This is a genomic window from Pseudomonas lactis (genome assembly GCF_001439845.1).
Taxonomy (GTDB): Bacteria; Pseudomonadota; Gammaproteobacteria; order Pseudomonadales; family Pseudomonadaceae; genus Aquipseudomonas; species Aquipseudomonas lactis.
This window is the reverse complement of record NZ_JYLO01000010.1, coordinates 84,945-105,698: the sequence shown is the minus strand read 5'-3', so window position 1 is coordinate 105,698 and position 20,754 is coordinate 84,945. Positions and strand designations below refer to the sequence as shown.

Here is a 20,754-nt window from a genome sequence, read left to right as displayed (position 1 = left end):
CTCTGACCCTCTGTAGGAGCGAGCTTGCTCGCGAAAAACTCACAGGCGCCGCGTTTATTCAGAAAGTACGCGTCATCGTTGACGTTCTTCGCGAACAAGCTCGCTCCTACAGAGGGCATGGGGCAAGCTCAGTACCCGCGCTCGAAATCCACTTCCCCGCGCAGCGCTTGCTTGGCCTGATACGCCCGCAGGTTCTTTACAAACAATTCCACCATCATCGGCGGCGAGGTCGGGGCCGAGCTGTGCCCGGTCAACAGCAAACCCCACGCCGTCCAGAACGGGTGGCGTTGCGGCAAAGGCTCCTGGCGGCACACGTCGATCACCGCGCCGGCCAGGTGCCCTTCTTTGAGCGCCTCGACCAGGTCGGCGTCCACCACCGCCACGCCGCGTCCGACGTTGATAAACAACCCGGTGGGCTTGAACTGCTTGAACAGCGCCGCGTCGTACAGGTCATGGGTATCAGGCGTGTTGGGCAGCAGGTTGATCACGTAATCCACCTCCCCCACCAGCCGGCCTAACTGGTCGAGCCCGGCCACTTCGATAAACGGCGCCTGCTCGCGGGCCTGGCTGGCGATGCCATACAGCTGCACGCCGAATGGCAGCAGAAACTCGGCCACGCTCTGGCCAATGTCACCGGTGCCGACGATCAGCGCCTTGCGCCCGGCAAGGCTCTGGCCCATGCGGTTATCCCACTTGCGCTCCACCTGGCTGACCAGCCGCGCCAGCACTTCGCGCTCGTGGCCCAGCATGTAGGTGAGGACAAACTCGGCCATGACCTGGCCAAAAATGCCTACCGCTCGGGTCAGGCGATAGTCGCGGGGCAAGCCATCGGCCAACAGTGGCGTGATGCCCGCCCAGGTCGATTGCAGCCATTGCGGGTGATGGCCCTGGCGCAGCAGGGTCGCCAACAGATCGGGCTGGCCCAGCCACACCGGGCAGTCGGCGGCCAGGCGCGAAAGTTCGGCCGAGTCGCCGCTGGTCAGCACTTCAAGGTCTGGGGCGGCGTCCCTGAGCAATTGGGCGTAGAGCGGATGATCCTGTTCAGCAATCAGAACACGCATGGTTCAAACCTTTGAAAAAACAGTGCAGACGGCCGCCCGCATCCTTACGGCCACCGTCCTCTAATACGATTCCATTGAAACGGTGCCCTGAGGCGGGCACTGGTGATCACATCGGGTCGTTGCGGCGCAGCAGCTCTTCGGGCAAGTGCTCGATGTACTCGTCCTCGGCCGGCGGCATTTGCAGGTGGTAGCCCTGCTTGTCGAGGTTTTCCAGCACCACGGCGATGTCTTCGCGCGACAGCTTGCGCTCAGGCGTCAGCACCATGTCAAAGGCGTGATGCGCCTTGCCAAAGGCTTCCATCAACGGCTCGGGCACGCGCTCCAGGGCGTCGCTTTTGAGCACATAGAGGTACATGCCGTCTTTTTTCTTGCTGCGGTAGATGGAGCAAATACGTTTCAAGGCTGTTCTCCGGCATTGGCCAGGCTGTCGAGCAGCGCCTGGCCCATCAACTCGCGGCGCCAGCCACGCAGCGAGTCTGGCAATTGGTAAGGCCCATCGGGGTAGCCACTTTTAACCAGGGCTTCGAGGGTTTTCTTGCGCAGCATCAGTTCCGGCGCCATGTCCAGGCGCTCGGCGAAGGTTTGGCCCAGGGCCCGCAGTTGCTTGATCAACGCGGCGGCGTCCACGGGTAACGGCTCTGCCACGGCAGGCGGCCATTGGTCCATGGGCACGCTGGCGGTGCGCTTGATCAGGTCCAGCAGGAACTGGCCGTCCTGGCGCACGGTGCGCGGGTGCATGTCTTCGATCTTGCCCAGAGCGGCGAGGTTATCCGGCTGGGATTTGGCCAAGGGCCACAACGAGTGTTCGCGAATGATACGGTTGCGCGGCAAGTCGCGGGCACGGGCCTGCTGCTCGCGCCAGGCGCACAGTTCACGCAGCACCGCAAGTTGAGCACGGGACAACTTCCACGCCAGCTTGGCGTCGCGGTACAGCTCGTAGGGGTCGATCTCGCGGCGCAGGTTGGCCACCAGTTCGGCGCCGTCTTCCAATACCCAGGCGTATTTGTCGTCCGACAGTTGCGGGCGCAGGCGGGTGTAAACCTCGGCCAGGTGCACCGCGTCTTCGGCGGCGTAGCTGATCTGCGTCTCCGACAATGGCCGCTGCAGCCAGTCGGAGCGGGTTTCACCCTTGGGCAGCTCGATGTCCAACACCGCTTGCACCAGGCGCGAGTAGCCCATGGAGAAACCGAGGTTGAGGTACGCCGCCGCCAATTGGGTGTCGAACAACGGCACCGGCAAGCTGCCGGTCAGGCGCAACAGTACTTCCAGGTCTTCGCTGCAGGCGTGCACCACCTTGATCACCGCTGGGTTTTCCAGCAAGGCGGCCAAAGGTTGCCAATTGTCGATGGTCAGGGGGTCGATCAGGTAAGCGCGCACGCCATCACCGATCTGGATCAGCCCGGCAATAGGGTAAAAGGTGTCGACCCGCATGAATTCGGTGTCGAGGGCGACGAATGGCAACTGCTGCCATTCGGCGCAATGCTGGCCGAGGCTATCGTTGTCGCAGATCCAGTGAATATCGATGGCCACACGGCTCTCCCTTGAAGAATGGCGCGCAGTATATATCGCGAAAGAGGCTTGCGAGCATCCGCAGTGCACACGCCATCATGAAAACTCCGACAGGAGATGAAGAATAGTCCGACAAACGGGCGTTATCCTCTCTTACGCAAAACGTAGACGCACCATAGTCGCGAGCCCGGCAGGAACTCTTGGTAATTGAGGATTTTGAAGCCGGCTTGGCGAAACTCGCTCTCTACGGGCGTGCCCACGTTCACGGCCACGATCACGGTGTCGCGGCTGACGCGGTGAAACTCGTGCAACAACATGAGTCGTGCATCGCTGTCGGGCACATGCCGAAACAAATCCAGGCAGAAAATGCAGTCCACCGCATTTGCCGAAAGGCCAATGGAAAACGCCGAGCCCTGGAATGTTTTGACACGCTTGAGCAACGCGCCCGGGTGATGGGTGCGCGCGTGATCGAGCATCGCCTGGGAGTTGTCCGAGGCCAGGATCACGCGGTTGACGTGTTCGGCCAGCACCGGCCAGAAGCGCCCGGAACCGCACGCCAGGTCGAGGATAAGCCCAGGCTCGCCCGCCACCTTCAGCGCTTGGCGCACCAGCCGCGCATCGCGCCACGCCGACAGGCGCTGCAACAGCCTGGGCGGACGCGGGTCGCCACAGCCCCTGGCATGCTCACGGTCATAGCGCTCGGTGAATTCGGTCTCGATGGAGGATGGAGGTTGTGGCGACATCGCGGGCTCATGTGAATGAAACGGTAGTAAACGACCTTGATTCGCAGCTTAACCGCCGCAACGTGAAAAAAAGGTCGAAAGCCCCTACCCGCTAAAATCGATCATGCCTGGTGCAAATACCAGCGCCAATCCTGCTCCCCCACCTCGCCCATGAACTGGCGGTATTCGGCACGTTTGACCGCCAGGTAAACGCCGAGGAATTCACGCCCGAACGCGTCCGGCGCCCAGCGGGACGTTTCCAGCGCGCGCAAGGTGGTCAGCCAGTCGGTGGGCAGCAGCTCCGTGGCCTGGGCGTAGCCGTTGCCTTCCACCGGGGCGCCAGGGTCTAGCTGTTCGCGGATGCCTCGGTGAATGCCGGCCAGGATTGCGGCGGCCGCCAGATAGGGGTTGGCGTCGGCGCCGCAGATACGGTGTTCGATATGCCGGGACTGGGCCGGGCCACCGGGCACACGCAGGCTGACGGTGCGGTTGTCCACACCCCAGGTGACCGCGAGCGGCGCATAGCTGTTGGTTTGGAAGCGCCGATAAGAATTGGCGTTGGGGCAGAACATCAACAGTGAATCGAGCAAGGTGCTGAGCATGCCGCCCACGGCCTGGCGCAGCAGCGGCGTACCGTCTGCCGCTTCACTGGCAAACAGGTTATTGCCCTGGGCATCGGCCAGGCTGACGTGCATATGCATGCCTGTACCGGCCAGGTCGTCGAACGGCTTGGCCATGAAACAGGCGGTCATTCCATGCTTGTGCGCCACGCCCTTGACCAGGCGTTTGTAGCGCACGGCTTCGTCCATCGCCTGCAGCGCGTCGGTGCGGTGTTCGAGGGTGATTTCCACTTGGCCCGGCGCGTACTCGGAGATGGCCGTGCGCGCCGGAATCCCTTGCAGCTTGCAGGCGCTGTAGAGGTCGGCAAGAAACGGCTCGATCTGCTCCAGTTCGCGCAGGCCATACACCTGGGTCGAGCGCGGGCGATTGCCATCCACATCCCGCGCCGGTTGCGGGCGGCCGTTGCTGTCGGGCTTCTGGTCGAGCAGATAGAACTCCAGCTCCGCCGCCATTACCGGGTAGTAACCGTCAGCCTTGAGCGCCTCGATAACTTTGGCCAGCAGGTGCCTGGGGTCGGCCACGGTGGCGGGCAGGCCTTCGGTGGGGTGCATGCTCACTTGCACCGCCGCGGTGGGGATCAAGCGCCACGGCATGCGCTGCAAACTGCCGCTGATCGGGTAGGCACGGCAGTCGATATCCCCCACCTCCCACACCAGCCCGGAGTTTTCGACGTCATCGCCATTGATGGTCAGGCCGAGGATGGTGCTGGGCAGAGGCCGACCACTTTCGTACACCGCCAGCAGTTCGTCGCGGTGCAGCAGCTTGCCGCGCGGTACGCCGTTGTTATCGAGGATAAACAGCTCGAACATTTCGATGTCGGGGTTCTGTTCAAGGAAGGCCTGGGCTTCGTGCAGGCTGGCAAAAACACTCATGGGAATTCTCATACGTTTGCATCAGGCAAGCGCGCAGGCGCCGCCAGGCAGATGCGCACAGGTGCGCGTCATCCATGTGGGTAGATCAACGTAGGAGAGAGGTATCTGGCGGGCGCGCGTGTCGGCAATGGAACAAGGCCCAGAACGCAAGCGCAGACGGCAATGTCGCGGTGTGAGTATCGGGGCAAGCGTGCATGCGCAAGTCACAGTGATAGAGATACCTGAGCGTCACATGCCGGGATACGCGGGTCAACTCAGGCTTGACGGAGTTTGGTTGCAGTTTGGCTAAACATTCTGCCTGTAGGAGCGAGCTTGCTCGCGAGGATCGTTAACGATAACGCGGGATGCCTGATTCACAGCGGCGCACTCAGGTTATTCGCGAGCAAGCTCGCTCCTACAAAAAACGGGCATTATGGCGGCTTCGACCGTGCCCTAAGGATTCGACTCCATGAAAGCGCCTCTGGCCCTCTGTGTACTGGCAAGCCTGGCCAATGTCGCCCAGGCCGACACCGCCGCGTCACGCCTTGACGAAGTGATTGCACGCGGCACCCTCACCGTGTGCACCACCGGCGACTACAAGCCTTACACCTCGCTGCGCAGCGACGGCGGCTATGAAGGTATCGACATCGCCATGGCCGAGTCCCTGGCCAAGAGCCTCAACGCCAAAATCAACTGGGTACCCACCACCTGGAAAACCCTGATGCCGGACTTTCTGGCCCAACGCTGCGACATCGCCGTGGGCGGTATTTCCGTGTCGTTGGAACGTCAGAAAAAAGCCTTTTTCAGCCAGTCGCTCGGAGTCGATGGCAAGATCCCACTGGTACGCTGCGCCGACGTGCAGCGCTACCAGACGGTGGAACAGATCAACCAGCCCCAGGTGCGAGTGATCGAACCGGCCGGTGGCACCAACGAAGTGTTTGCCCGTGCACACTTGGGCCAGACGCAGATTCGCCTGCATGACAACGTAACGATTTTTGATGAACTGCTGACGGGCAAGGCCGATGTAATGATCACCGACGCCAGCGAGGCGCGTTATCAGCAGAAGCTCAAGCCTGGGTTGTGTGCAGTCAACCCCGAGCAACCGATGCAGTACAGTGAAAAAGCCTTTTTGCTGCCGCGCGATGATGTGGCCTGGAAGAGTTATGTGGATCAGTGGTTGCATTTGAGTGTGGCGACAGGGGCGTATGCGGGGATTGTGGGGCAGTGGTTGGCTGCGCCATGAATGTGGCCGGCGCGCATTGACCTGACGCCCCCGCGATCCAAATGTGGGAGCTGGCTTGCCTGCGATTGGGCCATAAGTACCTACACAAAAAGCTATTGCAGCCCAAGCTAACCACGATGCGAAGCGAGCCGCTCTTGATCTTGCTCTTGATCTGAAGCGCCCCGTTAAACCACGCTGGCCGGAATTCGACAGGGATTTTTGGGGGTAAACCGGCAGGGATGCCGGTTTAGCCGCCCCGCGCCATGGATGGCGCGTGGCGGCGGCCCCCCAAATCACTGGCGGATTACGGGCACACCGAGCCTGGGCGAGGTGCCGAGTGGTGGGGCAAGAGCGCTTTGGTTACTTTCGCGCTTTTCGAAAGTGACCCGCCGTCTGAACCCTAAGCGGCCGTTACAGCAGCAATGGATATGTACACAATCCAACTGTGTTGACTGCCAGGCCGCCTTCGCGAGCAAGCCCGCTCCCACAGTTGGATCGCGGGGTGTCAGGTAGATAAGCGCAGGCTGTCCGGCCCTATGCCTTGATCAACGCCACAAACGCCGCACACGCAGCGCTGCGATACGCCCCCTTGCGGCTCAACAAGGCCGCAGTGCGCTGCGGCAACGCAGGCTCGATCGCCACGGCACGCAGGCCAGCCTGAGCCTCGGCCAATGCCCGGGGCAGGATGGTTGCCAGGGGCGTGCTGCGTACGATCTCGATAATCGCACTGATGGAATTGGCCTCCATGGCAATCTGCGGTTTAACCCCTTGCCGGTGGCAGTAATCGTCGATGTAGCGGCGGGTAGCGAAGCCTGTGTTCAGCAACACCAGAGGCTGTTCGAGCCACGCCCGTTGATTGCGTTCGGGGTGACTGGCACTGACGACCAGGCTCAGCTCTTCGACAAACAGCGCCTCACAGTCGATCTCCACCCCATGCTCGCCAGTAAACCCGATGCCGATATCCAGCAGGTCCTCCCCCAGCGCGGCTTCGATACGGTCTTGGGTCAGTTCCTCGATGCTCAGGGTGATGCCGGGGTACAACGCATTGAACCGTGCCAGCAGCGGGCCGATCAGGTAAGCAGTAAAGGTCGGCGTCATGGCCAGGCGCAAGTGCCCTCGGCGCAGGTCCTGCACGTCGTGTATCGCACGGGTGCCGGCCTGCAGATCCTGCAAGGCCAAGCGCGCATAGCGTACGTACGCCTGCCCCGCGTCGGTCAGGCTGATGCGGCGCCCGGTGCGGTCCAGGAGTGGCGCACCCAGGCTTTCTTCCAGTTGCTTGATCTGCTGCGACAAGGTCGGTTGCGACACGTGCAGCGCCTCGGCAGCCCGCGTGAAGTTGCGATGCTCGGCAACGGCCAGCAAATAACGGATATGACGCAACAGCATGGGCAGCGCTCCAACTATAGGCATAGCTTATAGATAGCATCATAAACCGGTCTTGGACGCTATAGCCGAAAACTTCCATCCTTGCCCCATCAGCGACGCAAGGAGAACCACCATGCAACATCTCATCGACGGCTTTCGCAAATTCCAACGTGAAGCCTTTACCCCTCGCAGTGACTTGTTCAAACACCTGGCGACCACGCAAAACCCCGGCACCTTGTTCGTGTCCTGCTCTGACAGCCGCGTAGTCCCTGAGCTGTTGACCCAGCAGGAGCCCGGTGATCTGTTCGTCATCCGCAATGCCGGCAACATCGTGCCGTCCTACGGCCCGGAGCCGGGAGGCGTGTCGGCCACGGTCGAATATGCCGTAGCGGTGCTGGGCGTGAGCGACATTGTGATTTGCGGGCATTCAGACTGCGGCGCGATGACTGCGATTTCCACCTGCAAATGCCTGGACCACCTGCCCGCCGTGGCCAACTGGTTGCGCCATGCCGAGTCGGCCAAGGTGATCAATGCAGCCCGTACGCATGCCTCAGACGCTGCCCGCCTGGATGCCTTGGTGCGCGAAAACGTGGTCGCCCAACTGGCTAATCTCAAGACCCACCCTTCGGTCGCCCTGGCCCTGGAACAAGGCCGGATGAACCTGCATGGCTGGGTGTACGACATCGAAACCGGCGGCATTGACGCTTTGGACGGGCACACCGGGCGCTTCGTCTCCCTGCTCGACCACCCCAGCACCCGCGCCCACGCCGCCTGAACCTTATTCAACCCAAGAGGACGTCACCATGTTGCAATCTCAATTCGCTCAAACCCCACGCCTGGCCCTGGCCGACACCATTATCGACCTCAAGGCACGCAAAAACCTGTCGTGGCAGGCCCTCACCGACGGCACCGGGCTGAGCCTGGCATTCGTCACCGCCGCCCTGCTCGGCCAGCACCCGCTGCCCAAGGAAGCGGCCGACATCGTGTGCGGCAAACTCGGCCTTGACGAGGACGCCAGCCGCCTGCTGCAAAGCGTCCCACTGCGCGGCAGCTTCCCGAGCGGTGTGCCGACCGACCCAACCATGTACCGTTTCTATGAAATGCTGCAAGTCTACGGCTCTACCTTGAAGGCCCTGGTGCATGAGCAATTCGGCGACGGCATCATCAGCGCCATCAACTTCAAACTGGACATCAAGAAAGTCGAAGACCCGGACGGCGGCTCCCGTGCGGTCATCACCCTGGACGGCAAATACCTGCCGACCAAACCCTTCTGATTTGCCGCCAACCGTCTACGCTCTTGGCACACCATCAAGAACGAGGGACGGGTAAATGAAGAAACTGCTCCGATTCACCTGGCTGCTGCTGTTGTGTTGCAGCCAGGTGCATGCCGCCACGGCACAGGAAGCGGATGCCCAAGCCGCCAAGGCCCTGCTGGAAAAGGCCTTGGCGTACTACCACAAGCAAGGTGACAAGGCGTTCGCCGCCTTCAGCCGTCAGGGCGAGTTCATCGACCAGGACCGCTATGTGTTTGTGGTCGATACAAAAGGCGTGCTGCTGGCCAGTGGCGGGCCCTCCTCCGCGCTGATCGGTCGCGATGTGTCCGAGGTACTCGGGCCCGACCTGCAAGCCTCGTTCAAACAAGCCCTTAGCGTGCCCGAAGGCCAGGGTATCCAGCAGGCTGACTATCGCTGGCAGAACTGGAATGACGGCAAGGTCGAACATAAACACGTGTTTTATCAACGCGTGGGCGAACGCATCCTGGCGGTCGGTTATTACTTGCCGCGCGCCACACCGGAACAGGCACGGGCGCTGCGCAACAAGGCGGTGGAGGCGTTGGTCAAGGATGAAGCCGGCACGCTCAAGGCGATCAACTCCTTGCAAGGCGGCTTCCTGCAAGATGATCTCTACGTATTCGTGGTGGACCTGAACACCCGGCGCTACGTCGCCCACGGCACCAACCTGCGCCTGATCAACACCGATTTCGCCAAGATCAAGGACCCGGATGGCAAACCGGTGGGTGTGCCGATCCTCAAGATGATGGCCGAACAGGACCAGGGCGAATACAAATACCGCTGGAAAAACCCGGTGACGGGCAAGGTCGAGAACAAGCATGCGTATGTGCGCAAGAGCGGGCATTTCATGGTAGCGGTGGGGTATTACAGCCCCTGATCCTGATCATTCCCACGCTCTGCGTGGGAACGCCGCCTGGGACGCTCCGCGTCCGCTTATCTAACTTTGTCTTCACGGCCACGCAGTACCCGATTCGGCATCGCTATCGCAGCCGCCAACCCCAGCAGCGACACCGCCGCACTCACCATCAGCAAATGCCGGAACGTCACCGCCAGCTCCGCGCGCAACGCATCTTGCGCCGGGCCGGGTGCGGCGTTGAGGCCGTCGAGCAGCACGTTGCCGGAACTGCCTTCGGCCACCAGTGCGCCGCTTGCCAGATGGGCGAAACTGGAATCGTGTAACAGCGCCAGCAGCAACGCCGACATGCAGGCCACGCCCACTGCGCCGCCCAGGGAGCGAAACAGGTTGGTGGTGCTGGTGGCCACACCAATATCCCGTTGCTCCACCGAATTCTGTGTGCCCACCAGCGAGGTTGGAAATTGCATGCCTGAGGCGATGCCGCTCAACAGCATGAAGATCGCGGTGAACGCCACCGCCTGGGGCGCGCTGTAGGCCATGCCGAGGATCGCCAGGGGGCTTAACAACGCACCACTGAGGATCATCGGTTTGTAGCGGCCGGTCACCGAGGTCATGCGCCCGGCGAAATACGCGCCCATCGGCAAGCCCATCGCCAAGGGCAGCAAGTGCAGGGCCGCGCTGTCGGCACCGGCGCCGGTTACGGTCTGGTAGCGCAGGGGCATCAGCACCGTCAGGGAAATCGCCTGGAAGCTGGTGATGAAAATCGTGCACCAGCACAACACCGCGCTGCGGTTGGCAAACAAGTGCATCGGCAGCAGCGGTTCGCGCGCGCGGCGTTCGTGCCACACAAACGCGCTCAAGGCCAGCAGGGCGCAGGCCAGCAACCCCAGCACTTGATCGTCACGCCATGAATGGCCCTGGCCGATTTCGGTGATGCCCAGCAACAAGGCGGTGAGGCCGATGATCATCAGCACCGTGCCGAGGTAATCGATGATCGGCTTGCGCTGCGGCACCGGCAGCCCCACCAGGGTGCGATGGGCCACATACCAGGCACCGGCACCCAGCGGCAGGTTGATCAAAAACACCCAGCGCCACGACAGGTACTCGGTCATATAACCGCCCAGCACCGGCCCGGCCACGCTGGCCACCGCGTACATGCTGCTGAAATACCCCTGATAACGTCCCCGTTCGCGGGGAGGAATAATGTCGCCAATGATCGCCTGGCTCACCGAGACCATCCCGCCAGCGCCGATACCCTGCAGCACCCGCGCCAGCACCAGCTGCTCCATGCTTTGCGCCAGGCCGCAGAACAGCGACGCCAGGGTGAACACGCCCATGCCGATCAGCATCATGGGCCGGCGCCCATACAGGTCGCCCAGCTTGCCGTAGATCGGCACCGCCACGGTCATCGCCACCATGTAGCCGGAGATCACCCAGGCCAGCAGGTTGACGTCATGGAACTGCGCAGAAATGGCCGGCATGGACACGGCGACAATGGTCTGGTCCAGGGCCCCCAGGAAGATCGCCATCATCAGCGCGACCAGGATACTGCGCACGGCGGGAACGGTTGGAGCGGGCTGATTGAGGTGAGTCACGGCAGAACCTTCGAGCAGGGCCCACAGGCAACGGTCACCGGTGGGAATGCTCGATACGATAGCAGGCTATTCGATAGGCTCGTAAGGAAGGCCGACGTAATTTTCTGCGATGGTTTTGCGCCCGGCCTCGGAGTGAACGAAATAGTCCAGTTCGCTTTCGGCGATGCGCTGGCTGAAGGCGTCCGCCTGTGGGAATTGATGCAGCATCGAGGTCATCCACCAGGAAAACCGTTCGGCTTTCCACACCCGGCGCAGGCAGATTGCCGAGTACTTTTGCAGCAGGTCCAGGCGCCCTTCGCGGTACACCTTGAGCAAGATGCGGAACAAGGTGCTCACATCACTGGCCGCCAAGTTCAAACCCTTGGCGCCGGTGGGCGGCACAATGTGCGCGGCATCGCCGAGCAGGAACAGACGCCCGTACTGCATCGGTTCCACCACAAAGCTGCGCAGCGGCGCGATGCTTTTTTCGATCGAGGGCCCGGTCACCAACTGCTCGGCCAAGGAGTTGGGCAGGCGGCTTTTGAGTTCATCCCAAAAGCGTTCATCCGCCCAGTCTTCGAGCTTCTCTTCGACCGGCACTTGCAGGTAGTAGCGGCTGCGGGTCGGCGACCGCATGCTGCACAGCGCAAAACCCCGCGTATGTTTGGCGTACACCAATTCAGCGTGTACCGGCGGCGTGTCAGCCAGCACACCCAGCCAGCCGAAGGGGTAGACCCGCTCGAACACCTTCAGCGCTTGCGCCGGTATCGACTGGCGGGCCACACCATGGAAACCGTCGCAGCCGGCAATGTAGTCGCACTCCAGGCGATAGGCTTGGCCTTCATGCTCGAAGGTCAGCCACGGCTGTTCACTTTTCAGGTCATGGGGTTGAACATTGGAGGCTTCGTACAGGGTGATGGCACCGGCGGCTGCGCGGGCGGCCATCAGGTCGCGGGTGACCTCGGTCTGGCCGTAGATCATCACCGACTGGCCGCCGGTCAAGGCCTTGAGGTCGATGGAGGTGAGTTGGCCATTGAGGGCAATGTCAAACCCGTCGTGCACCAAACCCTCGGCGTCCATGCGCTGGCTGACCCCGGCTTCGCGCAGCAGGTCGACCATGCCCTGTTCTAACACACCGGCGCGGATACGGCCTTGCACGTACTCGGCGCTCTGGCGCTCTAGAACAAGGGTTTGGATACCAGCGTTGTGCAACAACTGGCCGAGCAGCAATCCGGAAGGACCGGCGCCAATAATGGCGACTTGAGTTTTAAGGGTTTTCATTATTTTTATGGCCTTCAAGCTTCACGCGAACGTATGGAGTGAAAGAGTTGTCATTGCTCTTGTGGCTGACATTTTTCACTTGAGCGAGCCGCATAAGAAGGTGAAAACTGCGTCAAAACCTGTGCTTTTCGCCAATCGGGGCGATTACCGAACCCTTATCCTGAGTATCGGATTGAAACCATGACCAAAACCGCGATTCCGGTCTTCAAGCTTTACGGGGAAAGCCAGCAGTGGCCGACTCCCGATTTGTTGCACTGCGAAACCATTTCCCGGCGCAGTCGGGAATACCAGTGGGAAATCCAGCCCCACCGGCACGCGGACCTGTGCCAGTTGCTGTATGTGCACAAAGGCCAGGCACAACTGGAAATCGAAGGCCAGCGCACCACGCTCAACGAGTCGAGCCTGCAAGTGCTGCCACCGCTGTGCGTGCATGGTTTTCGTTTTTCCGAGGATGTGGAGGGGTTCGTGGTGACGCTTTCGGCGCCGCTGGTCAGCCACTTGCAGGCGCAACTGGGCTCTACCGTCGATGGCCTGCACACCCTGGGCAGTTACCCGGCGGGCAAGGACAGCGATTACTTGAACAGCCTGTTCATGCGTTTGCAGGACGAATACGCCGATGACCAACCGGCACGGGACATGATGCTGCACGCCCTGGTCAGCGTGTTGCTGGTATGGGTCAGCCGCCAGGCGATCCAACGTCGCCATCCACGTGCACCGCGGGGGCGTGAGTACTTTCGGCGGTTTACGCAACTGGTCGAACAGCATTACCGCGAACACCCCAAGATTGAAGACCTGGCCCACAAGCTGGGCATCTCGGTCTCACACTTGAACGGGACATGTCGGGAGTTGGGTGGGCAGCCGGCGTTGCAGATCATGCATGACCGCCAGTTGCTGGAAGCCAAGCGCCTGCTGACCTACACCAGCATGACCATCAACGAAATGTCCGAGGTGCTGGGATTTTCCGACCCGACCAACTTCTCACGGCTGTTTCGCCGCAGGGTCGGGTTTTCACCCAAGGCGTTTCGTGAACAACTGAAGGCCGAGCAGCCTACCTGAGTGCACTGAAACTGCCGGTGCGCGGAACGCATTGGTCCTGATGACAACTGATGGCGAACGCCGCCGGCTGCATGCGTGTTTGCTCGACGCGATAGGCGGCAGTCCCATACAGCGCTGTCGCCAATGCGCAGAGGGTGAAAATTGTCAGGTACTTTCTGGTTTTGATGCTCATGGCACAGACCTCTGAACGGATCTACAGGGTGCTGTTTAAAGCATAGGTCAACTTGCCATGATGCGATGCCATTCAGCGCGCTTATTTCAGCTCACAGCCCGACGTCCCAGACAGGCTCCTCGGGGAAGCGCAGCACCAGGAAATCCAGGAGGCTGCGCAGCGCCGAGGGCATGTGTTTGCGTGAGGCGTACACCGCATAGATATTCATCTGGCGTGGCTCGGCGTGCGGCAGCAAGCGTACCAATTCTCCACTGCGGATCAGTTCACCGGCCTGATAACTGGGCAGCATCGCCACCCCAGCCCCGGCCAGCGTCACGCGCATTAACGTGCTGGCCTCGTTGGCGGTGATATTGCCGTGGACCGGCACCGACACGTGTTCGCCATTTTCTTCGAAATGCCACAGGCTCTTGCCGAAGTAAGAGTGGGTCAGGCAGTTGTGCCGGGCCAGGTCTTCGACTTTCTGCGGCGCCGGATGCTCGTGCAGATAAGCCGGTGTGGCGCACACCACCGAGCGGCATACGGTCAGGCGCCGGGCGATCAGGTTGGGGTCCAGATCGTTGCTGGTGCGGATCGCCAGGTCGATGCGCTCGTCCACCAGGTTCACCGTGCGATCAAGCATCTGCAAATCCACCGTCACCAGGGGGTAAAGCTTGACGTATTCGGCAATCGCCGCGCCCAGCTGCGCCTGGCCGAACGAGGTGCTCACGCTCAGGCGCAACAGGCCTCGGGGCGCGTCGTCGGGCTCGCTGACGGCGGCCTGCATATCCCCGCACAAATCCAACAATTGCCGGCAACGCGGTAGCGTTTCCCCCCCGGCGGCGGTGAGGCTGAGCTTGCGCGTGGTGCGGTGCAGCAGACGTGCGCCCACCCAGTCTTCCAGCTCGGCCAGGTAGCGCGAGACCACCGGGCGCGACAGGTCAAGGTGATCGGCAGCGGCGGATTGGCTGCCCAGGTCCACCACGGTGACAAACACGCGCATTGCTTGAAGACGATCCATGATTTGCCCGCTTTCAGAAACAAACTATGTCCAAGCATCGCATTTTTTGTCCCGTTTTATGCAACTAAGCTCTGTGCATCCCTTACCGATGGCAGGAGCTGCCCGATGTTCTCGACCTTCAAACGCTTGACCCTGGCTACCGCCGCCCTGGCCTTCGCTGCCCACGCAGCGGCGACAGAGCTGAAACTGGACGTGTACAACCCAGGCGAAGCCGCGATCTTCCCGGTCAGCTCGGTGCTGGTCAGCGGCGAAAAAGACGCGATCCTGGTGGATGCACAATTTGGCAAAAGCCAAGCCGAGCAACTGGTGCAGAAGATCCGCGCCAGCGGCAAACGCCTGACCACCATCTACATCAGCCATGGCGACCCAGACTACTACTTCGGCCTCGACACCCTGACCGCCGCTTTCCCCGACGCCAAGGTGCTGGCGCCGCAGCCGGTGGTCGACCATATCAACGCCACCGTCGCCGACAAGCTGGCCTTCTGGGGCCCGAAAATGGGCGCCGACAAACCGGCCAAGACCCTTGTGCCGCAAGTGCTTAAAGGCCACAGCCTGACCCTGGAAGGGCAACAGCTTGAAGTGGTGGGCCTCGACGGCCCGCAGCCCGATCGCAGCTTTGTGTGGATCCCGTCGATCAAGGCCGTAATCGGTGGTGTGGTCGTCGCTGAAAATATCCACGTGTGGATGGCCGATACCCAGAGCGCGCAATCCCATAAAGACTGGTTGGCTACGCTCAAGCGCATTGAAGACCTGAAGCCGAACACCGTGGTGCCGGGCCATTACCTGGGCAAGCCGTCGCTGGCCTCGGTCAAGTTCACTGCCGATTACATCAAGGCCTTCGACCTCGAAACCGCCAAGGCCAAGGATTCCGCCGCCCTGATTGCGGCCATGAAAAAACGTTACCCCACCCTTGCCGACGAAAGCTCGCTGGAGCTGAGCGCCAAAGTCGCTAAGGGCGAAATGAAGTGGTAATTGGCTTTAAACCTTAACCCTGTTGGAGAACATCATGAGCAAGATCGCAATCATTGGTGCCACCGGCCGTGCCGGTAGCCAACTGCTGGAAGAAGCGCTGCGTCGCGGGCATACCGTGACCGCCATCGCCCGCAATACCGACAAGCTGGCTGTGCGCCCTGGCGTTACGGTCAAACAGGCTGATGCCCTGGATGCCGAGGCCTTGCAACAGGCCATCAGCGGCAGCGACGTGGTGATCAGCGCCGCGCACTTCTCCACCCTCCCCGCCAGCGCCGTAATCGGCCCGGTGAAAAAGGCTGGTGTGAAACGTTTGTTGGTGGTCGGCGGCGCAGGTTCGCTGCTGTTACCCGGTGGCGGGCGCGTGATCGACAGCGAAGGCTTCCCGGCTGAATATAAAGCTGAAGCCAGTGCCGGAGCTGACTTCCTGGAAACGCTGCGCCAGGAAAAAGAACTGGACTGGACTTTCCTGTCGCCATCGGCCCTGTTCGACGGCACCGAGCGCACCGGCAAATTCCGCCTGGGCAAGGACGATCTGCTGGTGAGCAGTGACGGCACTAGCTCGATCAGTTTTGCCGACTTCGCCATCGCCATGCTGGATGAAGTGGAAGACCCGAAGCACCCGCGCCAGCGCTTCACCGTCGGCTACTGACCCAACGCCGTCAACGCTAACCACGATGCGAAGCGAGCCGCTCTTGATCTTGATCTGCTTTTGATCTCAAGCGCCCCGTCAAACCACGCTGGCCGGAATTCGACAGGGATTTGGGGGGTAAACCGGCAGGGATGCCGGTTTAGCCGCCCCGCGCCATGGATGGCGCGTGGCGGCGGCCCCCCAAATCACTGGCGGATTACGGGCACACCGAGCCTAGGCGAGGTGCCGAGCCTAGGCGAGGTGCCGAGTGGTGGGGCAAGAGCGTTTTGCTTACTTTTGCGCTTTTCAAAAGTGAGCCGCCGTCAGGGCGGAACCCTAAGTGGCCGTTACCGCAGCAATGGATATGCACACAATCCAACCGTGTTGACTGTCAGGCCGCCTTCGCGAGCAAGCCCGCTCCCACAGTTGGGTTGTGGGGTGTCAGGGAGAGAAGTATCGGTTGGCAGGCCGTCATCGCAGGCAAGCCAGCTCCCACAGTTGGATCGCGGCGAGTCAGTTTGATAGGCGTTGGCCGTCACCCCACACTGGCCTCACCGACCAACCAATCCATCAGCTCGACCAACCCAACCGACGGCTCCTTCCCCGGCGGATACACCAAGTAATACCCCATCCCCGTCGACACCCGCAGCTCAAACGGCATCGCCAACCGCCCCGCCTTCAGATCCTCGCCAATCAGCGCACTGTCGCCCATCGCCACCCCAGTGCCCTGGGACGCCACGGTCATTGCCAAGTCCAGGGTTTCAAAGTGATGCCGTTGGATGGGATCGCTCAAGCAGGTATTGGCAGCCTTGAGCCACAGCGTCCAATCGCGCTCGTCTCGGGTCGGGTGCAACAGGACGTGATGCTGCAAATCCTGCGGTGTACGCAAAGTGCCCAGCAACCCAGGCACGCAGACCGGCGTAAGGCGCTCGTCGAACAGATGCCGCGCCTCGGCCGGCTGCTCGGCGATGGGCCCGTAGATCACCGCCGCGTCAAACGGCTCACGACGAAAGTCCACGTTATAGGCCACCGTCGTGGTGAGCTCCACCGGCACATCCTGGCGCTCTTTTTGCCATTGCAACAAGCGCGGTAACAACCAGCGCATCACGCAGGTGGACGCTTTGAGCTGCAAGGTTCGGCGCCGGTCACCGACGTGCTCCACCGCGTCAGCGAGCAAGCCAAACACTTGCTGCGCGCACATCAGCCATTGGCGTCCCTCTTCGGTCAAGCTTAAGCCCCGCGCCTGGCGTTGGAACAAGGCGTAGCCCAACTGGCTTTCCAGCCCGGCAACCTGACGGCTCACCGCACCCTGGGTAATGTGCAATTGCTCGGCGGCACGGGTGAAGTTGCAGCACTGGGCCGTGACCCAGAAGGTGTGCAGCGCGGTTAACGGTGGGAGGCGTTTCATTGGGGCCAGCCATGACGTGAGGACATGCCGAGTATGACTTTTTATCGATTGTTGCCGCCACCGGCCAACCGCTCCAATAGCGCTTCGAATCCCTCACAAGAGCGACCTGTATGGCGACCTGCGGCGAAGTATTGGTGCACCTTCTGGAAAGTTACGGCGTTGACCACGTATTCGGCATTCCCGGCGTGCACACGGTGGAGCTGTACCGGGGCTTGGCGCGTTCCAGCATCCGGCATGTCACCCCGCGCCACGAACAGGGCGCCGGCTTTATGGCCGACGGCTATGCGCGTACCCGCGGCAAGCCGGGGGTGTGCTTTATCATCACCGGCCCTGGGATGACCAATATCACCACAGCCATGGGCCAGGCCTATGCCGACTCGATCCCGATGCTGGTGATTTCCAGCGTGCAGTCACGCAGCCAACTGGGCGGCGGGCGCGGCAAGTTGCATGAGCTGCCGAACCAGAGCGCGCTGGTGGCTGGTGTGGCGGCGTTCTCCCACACCTTGATGTCGGCGGCAGAACTGCCAAGTGTGCTGGCGCGGGCGTTTGCGGTGTTCCAGGCCGGTCGGCCGCGCCCGGTGCATATCGAGATTCCCCTGGATGTACTGGTGGAAAATGCCGACGCGTTGCTGGGCAGCACGCCTGTCAGCGTCGCCCGCGCTGGCGCAGCACCGGCGGCCGTGCAGCAGATGAGCCAGAGGCTGGCTGCCGCCAAGCGCCCGCTGATCCTGGCCGGTGGCGGCGCCATTGACGCAGCCGCCGAACTGACCCGTCTCGCAGAAGCCCTCGGCGCGCCCGTGGCCCTCACCATTAACGCTAAGGGCATGTTGCCCGCCGCGCATCCGCTGCTGATCGGCTCCACGCAAACCTTGCTCGCCACCCGTGCCTTGGTGGCTGAAGCCGACGTGGTGCTGGCCATCGGCACGGAATTGGCCGAAACCGACTACGACATCACCTTCGCCGGCGGCTTCGACATTCCCGGTGCGCTGCTGCGCGTTGATATCGACCCGGACCAGACCGTGCGCAACTACCCGCCTCAAGTTGCGCTAGTGGCCGACGCACGCATCGCCGCCCAGGCGCTGCTCACCGAAGTGAACCGCCAGCCATTGGCGCCTCGCTCGCCCGATTGGGGCACCGCACGCGTCGCCCGTTTGTGGGCCGAGCTGGAACCTGCATGGGACGCTGCGACGCGCGCGCAAACCCGGTTTCTCAACGTTGTTCTGGAGGAACTGCCCGGCGTGGTGTTCGTGGGCGACTCCACTCAACCGGTGTACAGCGGCAACCTGACCCTGAACCTCAACCACCCACGCCGCTGGTTCAACGCCTCCACCGGGTACGGCACCCTGGGTTATGCCCTGCCCGCCGCCATTGGCGCCTGGCTCGGGCGCGGCGATGGCCAACCGGTGGTGTGCCTGATCGGCGACGGCGGGCTGCAATTCACCCTGCCGGAACTGGCCAGCGCGGTGGAGGCGCGTACACCGGTGATCGTGCTGTTGTGGAATAACCAGGGTTATGAAGAGATCAAGAAGTACATGGTCAACCGTGACATCGAGCCGGTGGGTGTGGACATCTACACACCGGACTTTATCGGTGTGGCCAAGGCCCTGGGCTGCGCGGCGCAAAGCGTCCATGACATTGAAGCATTGCGCACTGCTTTACGTGCTGCCGCCGATCGTCAGGGGCCGACGCTGCTTGAAATCGACCAGGGGCGGTGGGAGTTGCCGAGTCTGTAATCCCGGCCTGACAGTCAACCCATATCTTCCCGACGCCCCGCGATCAAATTGTGGGAGCGGGCTTGCTCGCGAAGGCGGCCTGATAGCCGACGCCCAATGCGCGCTTACCTCACCACTCGGCATCCGCATTTTTTCAATAGCCCCTGCGACTTTCTCATTTGCCCCGCTACACGCTGCATGGCCTGATTCGCCCTTGTTCATTCAAGGCAAGCCCATGGAAAACGTTCAGGCAAAATCCACCACCGCCGTATGGCTGACGGTCAGCGTGGTGCTCGTCGCCCTCAACTTGCGCCCCTCGATGGCAGCCGTGGGGCCGCTGCTGGCGTCAATTCGCGCGGATGTGCCGCTGAGTTTCAGCAGCGCGGCCTTACTGACCATGTTGCCAGTCATGGCCATGGGCCTTGCGATGTTCCTTGGCATGGGCCTGGCCAAGCGCGTGGGCGAGCATCGCAGCATTGTGGTGTCGCTGCTGGTGATTGGGCTGGCGACCGTGTCGCGGCTGTTCCTGGATTCGGCGCTGGAGTTGATCGTGAGTGCCATTGCGGCGGGTGTCGGCATTGCGCTGATCCAGGCATTGATGCCGGCGCTGATCAAGTCGCGGTTCAGCGCCAACGTCTCGTTGTTCATGGGCCTGTATGTCACTGCGATCATGGGCGGCGCGGCATTGGCTGCTTCGTTCTCGCCGTGGGTGCAAGCCCACACCGGTAGTTGGCGTATCGGCCTGGCGATTTGGGCGATGCTGGCGTTGTTGGCCCTGATGTTCTGGTATGCGCAGCGTTCGGCCCTGCCGCCCTTGCCTCAAGCCGGTTCTGGCCCCCAGGAGGCATTTTTCAGCAACCGCCGCGCCTGGTTGCTCGCGACCTTTTTTGGCCTCGGCACAGCGTCCTACACCTGTGTGCTGGCGTGGCTGGCGCCGTACTACGTCGAGCAGGGCTGGAGTGAACAGAATGCCGGCTTGCTGCTGGGCTTCTTGACCGCCATGGAAGTGATCTCCGGCCTGGTCACTCCGGCCATTGCCAACCGCCGCCAGGATAAACGCGGGGTGGTGGCGGTGCTGCTGGTGCTGATCATCCTGGGGTTCTACGGCCTCACTCTCAGCCCGCAACGCTGGAGCCTGTTGTGGCCCTGCCTGCTCGGCCTGGGCATTGGCGGCCTGTTCCCGATGAGCCTGATCCTGTCCCTGGACCACCTCGACAACCCACGTCGCGCCGGTGGCCTTACCGCATTTGTGCAGGGCATCGGTTATCTGATCGCCGGCCTATCGCCGCTGATCGCCGGCATGATCCGCGACCAGTTGGGCAGCTTCGAATGGGCCTGGTGGTCATTGATGGCCGTGAGCGGGCTGATGCTATTGATCGTGATGCGTTTCAACCCGGCGCATTACGCACGGCATATCCGCTGACGTCGTATTACAAACATTTTTTGTCCCACACG

20 protein-coding genes are annotated in these 20,754 nt (G+C 61.8%); 9 read left to right on the top strand and 11 right to left on the bottom strand.

Annotated features, from left to right (window positions below; genetic code table 11):
- Positions 1-128 precede the first annotated feature (128 nt).
- From TX24_RS18455 to TX24_RS18435, 5 genes are all read right to left on the bottom strand, one after another.
- Complete coding sequence (locus tag TX24_RS18455) at positions 129-1,061, bottom strand: D-2-hydroxyacid dehydrogenase (protein ID WP_057710841.1); 933 nt, start codon at positions 1,059-1,061, stop codon at positions 129-131.
- Between the two features lie 106 nt (positions 1,062-1,167).
- The gene (locus TX24_RS18450; protein ID WP_003189597.1) at positions 1,168-1,461 is read right to left on the bottom strand and encodes a YcgL domain-containing protein; all 294 of its coding nucleotides are present in this window, start codon (positions 1,459-1,461) and stop codon (positions 1,168-1,170) included.
- A complete protein-coding gene (rnd, locus tag TX24_RS18445; RefSeq protein ID WP_003189594.1) occupies positions 1,458-2,591 on the bottom strand; it encodes a ribonuclease D in 1,134 nt (377 codons plus the stop codon). Before rnd ends, TX24_RS18450 begins: the two co-directional genes overlap by 4 nt.
- Positions 2,592-2,713: 122 nt before the next feature.
- Entirely contained in the window at positions 2,714-3,313 is a 600-nt protein-coding gene (locus TX24_RS18440; protein ID WP_003189592.1) for a class I SAM-dependent methyltransferase, read from the bottom strand.
- Positions 3,314-3,414: 101 nt separating this feature from the next.
- Positions 3,415-4,785: a glutamine synthetase family protein gene (locus TX24_RS18435; RefSeq protein WP_057710840.1), complete on the bottom strand. Its 1,371-nt coding sequence runs from the start codon at positions 4,783-4,785 to the stop codon at positions 3,415-3,417.
- Between the two features lie 448 nt (positions 4,786-5,233).
- Here TX24_RS18435 and TX24_RS18430 point away from each other — a divergent pair, with 448 nt between their 5' ends.
- Positions 5,234-6,007, top strand: a complete 774-nt coding sequence (locus TX24_RS18430; RefSeq protein WP_057710839.1) for a transporter substrate-binding domain-containing protein — start codon at positions 5,234-5,236, stop codon at positions 6,005-6,007.
- 513 nt (positions 6,008-6,520) lie between these two features.
- On the opposite strand, the gene cynR is transcribed toward TX24_RS18430, so the two are convergent.
- Entirely contained in the window at positions 6,521-7,372 is an 852-nt protein-coding gene (cynR, locus tag TX24_RS18425; protein ID WP_057710838.1) for a transcriptional regulator CynR, read from the bottom strand.
- A gap of 112 nt (positions 7,373-7,484) precedes the next feature.
- Between cynR and TX24_RS18420 the strand changes: the two genes are divergently transcribed.
- Genes TX24_RS18420 through TX24_RS18410 form a run of 3 tightly spaced genes read left to right on the top strand, consistent with a single transcriptional unit; the run spans position 7,485 to position 9,520 of the window.
- Entirely contained in the window at positions 7,485-8,126 is a 642-nt protein-coding gene (locus tag TX24_RS18420) for a carbonic anhydrase (RefSeq protein ID WP_003189587.1), read from the top strand.
- 28 nt (positions 8,127-8,154) lie between these two features.
- On the top strand, positions 8,155-8,625 hold the full coding sequence (cynS, locus tag TX24_RS18415) for a cyanase (RefSeq protein ID WP_057710837.1): 471 nt from the start codon (positions 8,155-8,157) through the stop codon (positions 8,623-8,625).
- Positions 8,626-8,680: 55 nt separating this feature from the next.
- A complete protein-coding gene (locus TX24_RS18410) occupies positions 8,681-9,520 on the top strand; it encodes a cache domain-containing protein (protein WP_057710836.1) in 840 nt (279 codons plus the stop codon).
- 56 nt (positions 9,521-9,576) lie between these two features.
- Here TX24_RS18410 and TX24_RS18405 read toward each other — a convergent pair whose 3' ends face one another.
- Both TX24_RS18405 and pobA read right to left on the bottom strand, forming a co-directional pair.
- Positions 9,577-11,094: an MDR family MFS transporter gene (locus TX24_RS18405; protein ID WP_003189583.1), complete on the bottom strand. Its 1,518-nt coding sequence runs from the start codon at positions 11,092-11,094 to the stop codon at positions 9,577-9,579.
- 66 nt (positions 11,095-11,160) lie between these two features.
- Complete coding sequence (gene pobA / locus TX24_RS18400; RefSeq protein WP_003189582.1) at positions 11,161-12,354, bottom strand: 4-hydroxybenzoate 3-monooxygenase; 1,194 nt, start codon at positions 12,352-12,354, stop codon at positions 11,161-11,163.
- A 180-nt stretch (positions 12,355-12,534) separates the two neighbouring features.
- Between pobA and TX24_RS18395 the strand changes: the two genes are divergently transcribed.
- Positions 12,535-13,410 (top strand): helix-turn-helix domain-containing protein, encoded by an 876-nt coding sequence (locus tag TX24_RS18395; RefSeq protein WP_003189581.1) that lies wholly within the window; start codon positions 12,535-12,537, stop codon positions 13,408-13,410.
- Here TX24_RS18395 and TX24_RS31005 read toward each other — a convergent pair.
- On the bottom strand, positions 13,403-13,582 hold the full coding sequence (locus TX24_RS31005) for a hypothetical protein (RefSeq protein WP_003189580.1): 180 nt from the start codon (positions 13,580-13,582) through the stop codon (positions 13,403-13,405). The two genes, TX24_RS18395 and TX24_RS31005, sit on opposite strands and share 8 nt — an antisense overlap.
- Positions 13,583-13,673: 91 nt before the next feature.
- Positions 13,674-14,579 (bottom strand): LysR family transcriptional regulator, encoded by a 906-nt coding sequence (locus TX24_RS18390; RefSeq protein WP_003189578.1) that lies wholly within the window; start codon positions 14,577-14,579, stop codon positions 13,674-13,676.
- 105 nt (positions 14,580-14,684) lie between these two features.
- On the opposite strand from TX24_RS18390, the gene TX24_RS18385 reads away from it, so the two are divergent.
- Both TX24_RS18385 and TX24_RS18380 read left to right on the top strand, forming a co-directional pair.
- Positions 14,685-15,551: an MBL fold metallo-hydrolase gene (locus TX24_RS18385; RefSeq protein ID WP_057710835.1), complete on the top strand. Its 867-nt coding sequence runs from the start codon at positions 14,685-14,687 to the stop codon at positions 15,549-15,551.
- Between the two features lie 34 nt (positions 15,552-15,585).
- Positions 15,586-16,200, top strand: a complete 615-nt coding sequence (locus tag TX24_RS18380) for an NAD(P)-dependent oxidoreductase (RefSeq protein ID WP_057710834.1) — start codon at positions 15,586-15,588, stop codon at positions 16,198-16,200.
- Positions 16,201-16,714: 514 nt separating this feature from the next.
- Here TX24_RS18380 and TX24_RS18375 read toward each other — a convergent pair.
- Positions 16,715-17,587: a LysR substrate-binding domain-containing protein gene (locus TX24_RS18375; RefSeq protein WP_057710833.1), complete on the bottom strand. Its 873-nt coding sequence runs from the start codon at positions 17,585-17,587 to the stop codon at positions 16,715-16,717.
- 110 nt (positions 17,588-17,697) lie between these two features.
- Between TX24_RS18375 and TX24_RS18370 the strand changes: the two genes are divergently transcribed.
- Together TX24_RS18370 and TX24_RS18365 are read left to right on the top strand one after the other, a co-directional pair.
- Positions 17,698-19,320 carry a 5-guanidino-2-oxopentanoate decarboxylase gene (locus tag TX24_RS18370; protein ID WP_057710832.1) on the top strand — a complete coding sequence of 541 codons (1,623 nt, stop codon included), beginning with the start codon at positions 17,698-17,700 and terminating at the stop codon, positions 19,318-19,320.
- A gap of 214 nt (positions 19,321-19,534) precedes the next feature.
- Positions 19,535-20,722: a cyanate transporter gene (locus TX24_RS18365; protein ID WP_034135093.1), complete on the top strand. Its 1,188-nt coding sequence runs from the start codon at positions 19,535-19,537 to the stop codon at positions 20,720-20,722.
- The last annotated feature ends 32 nt before the right edge of the window (positions 20,723-20,754 follow it).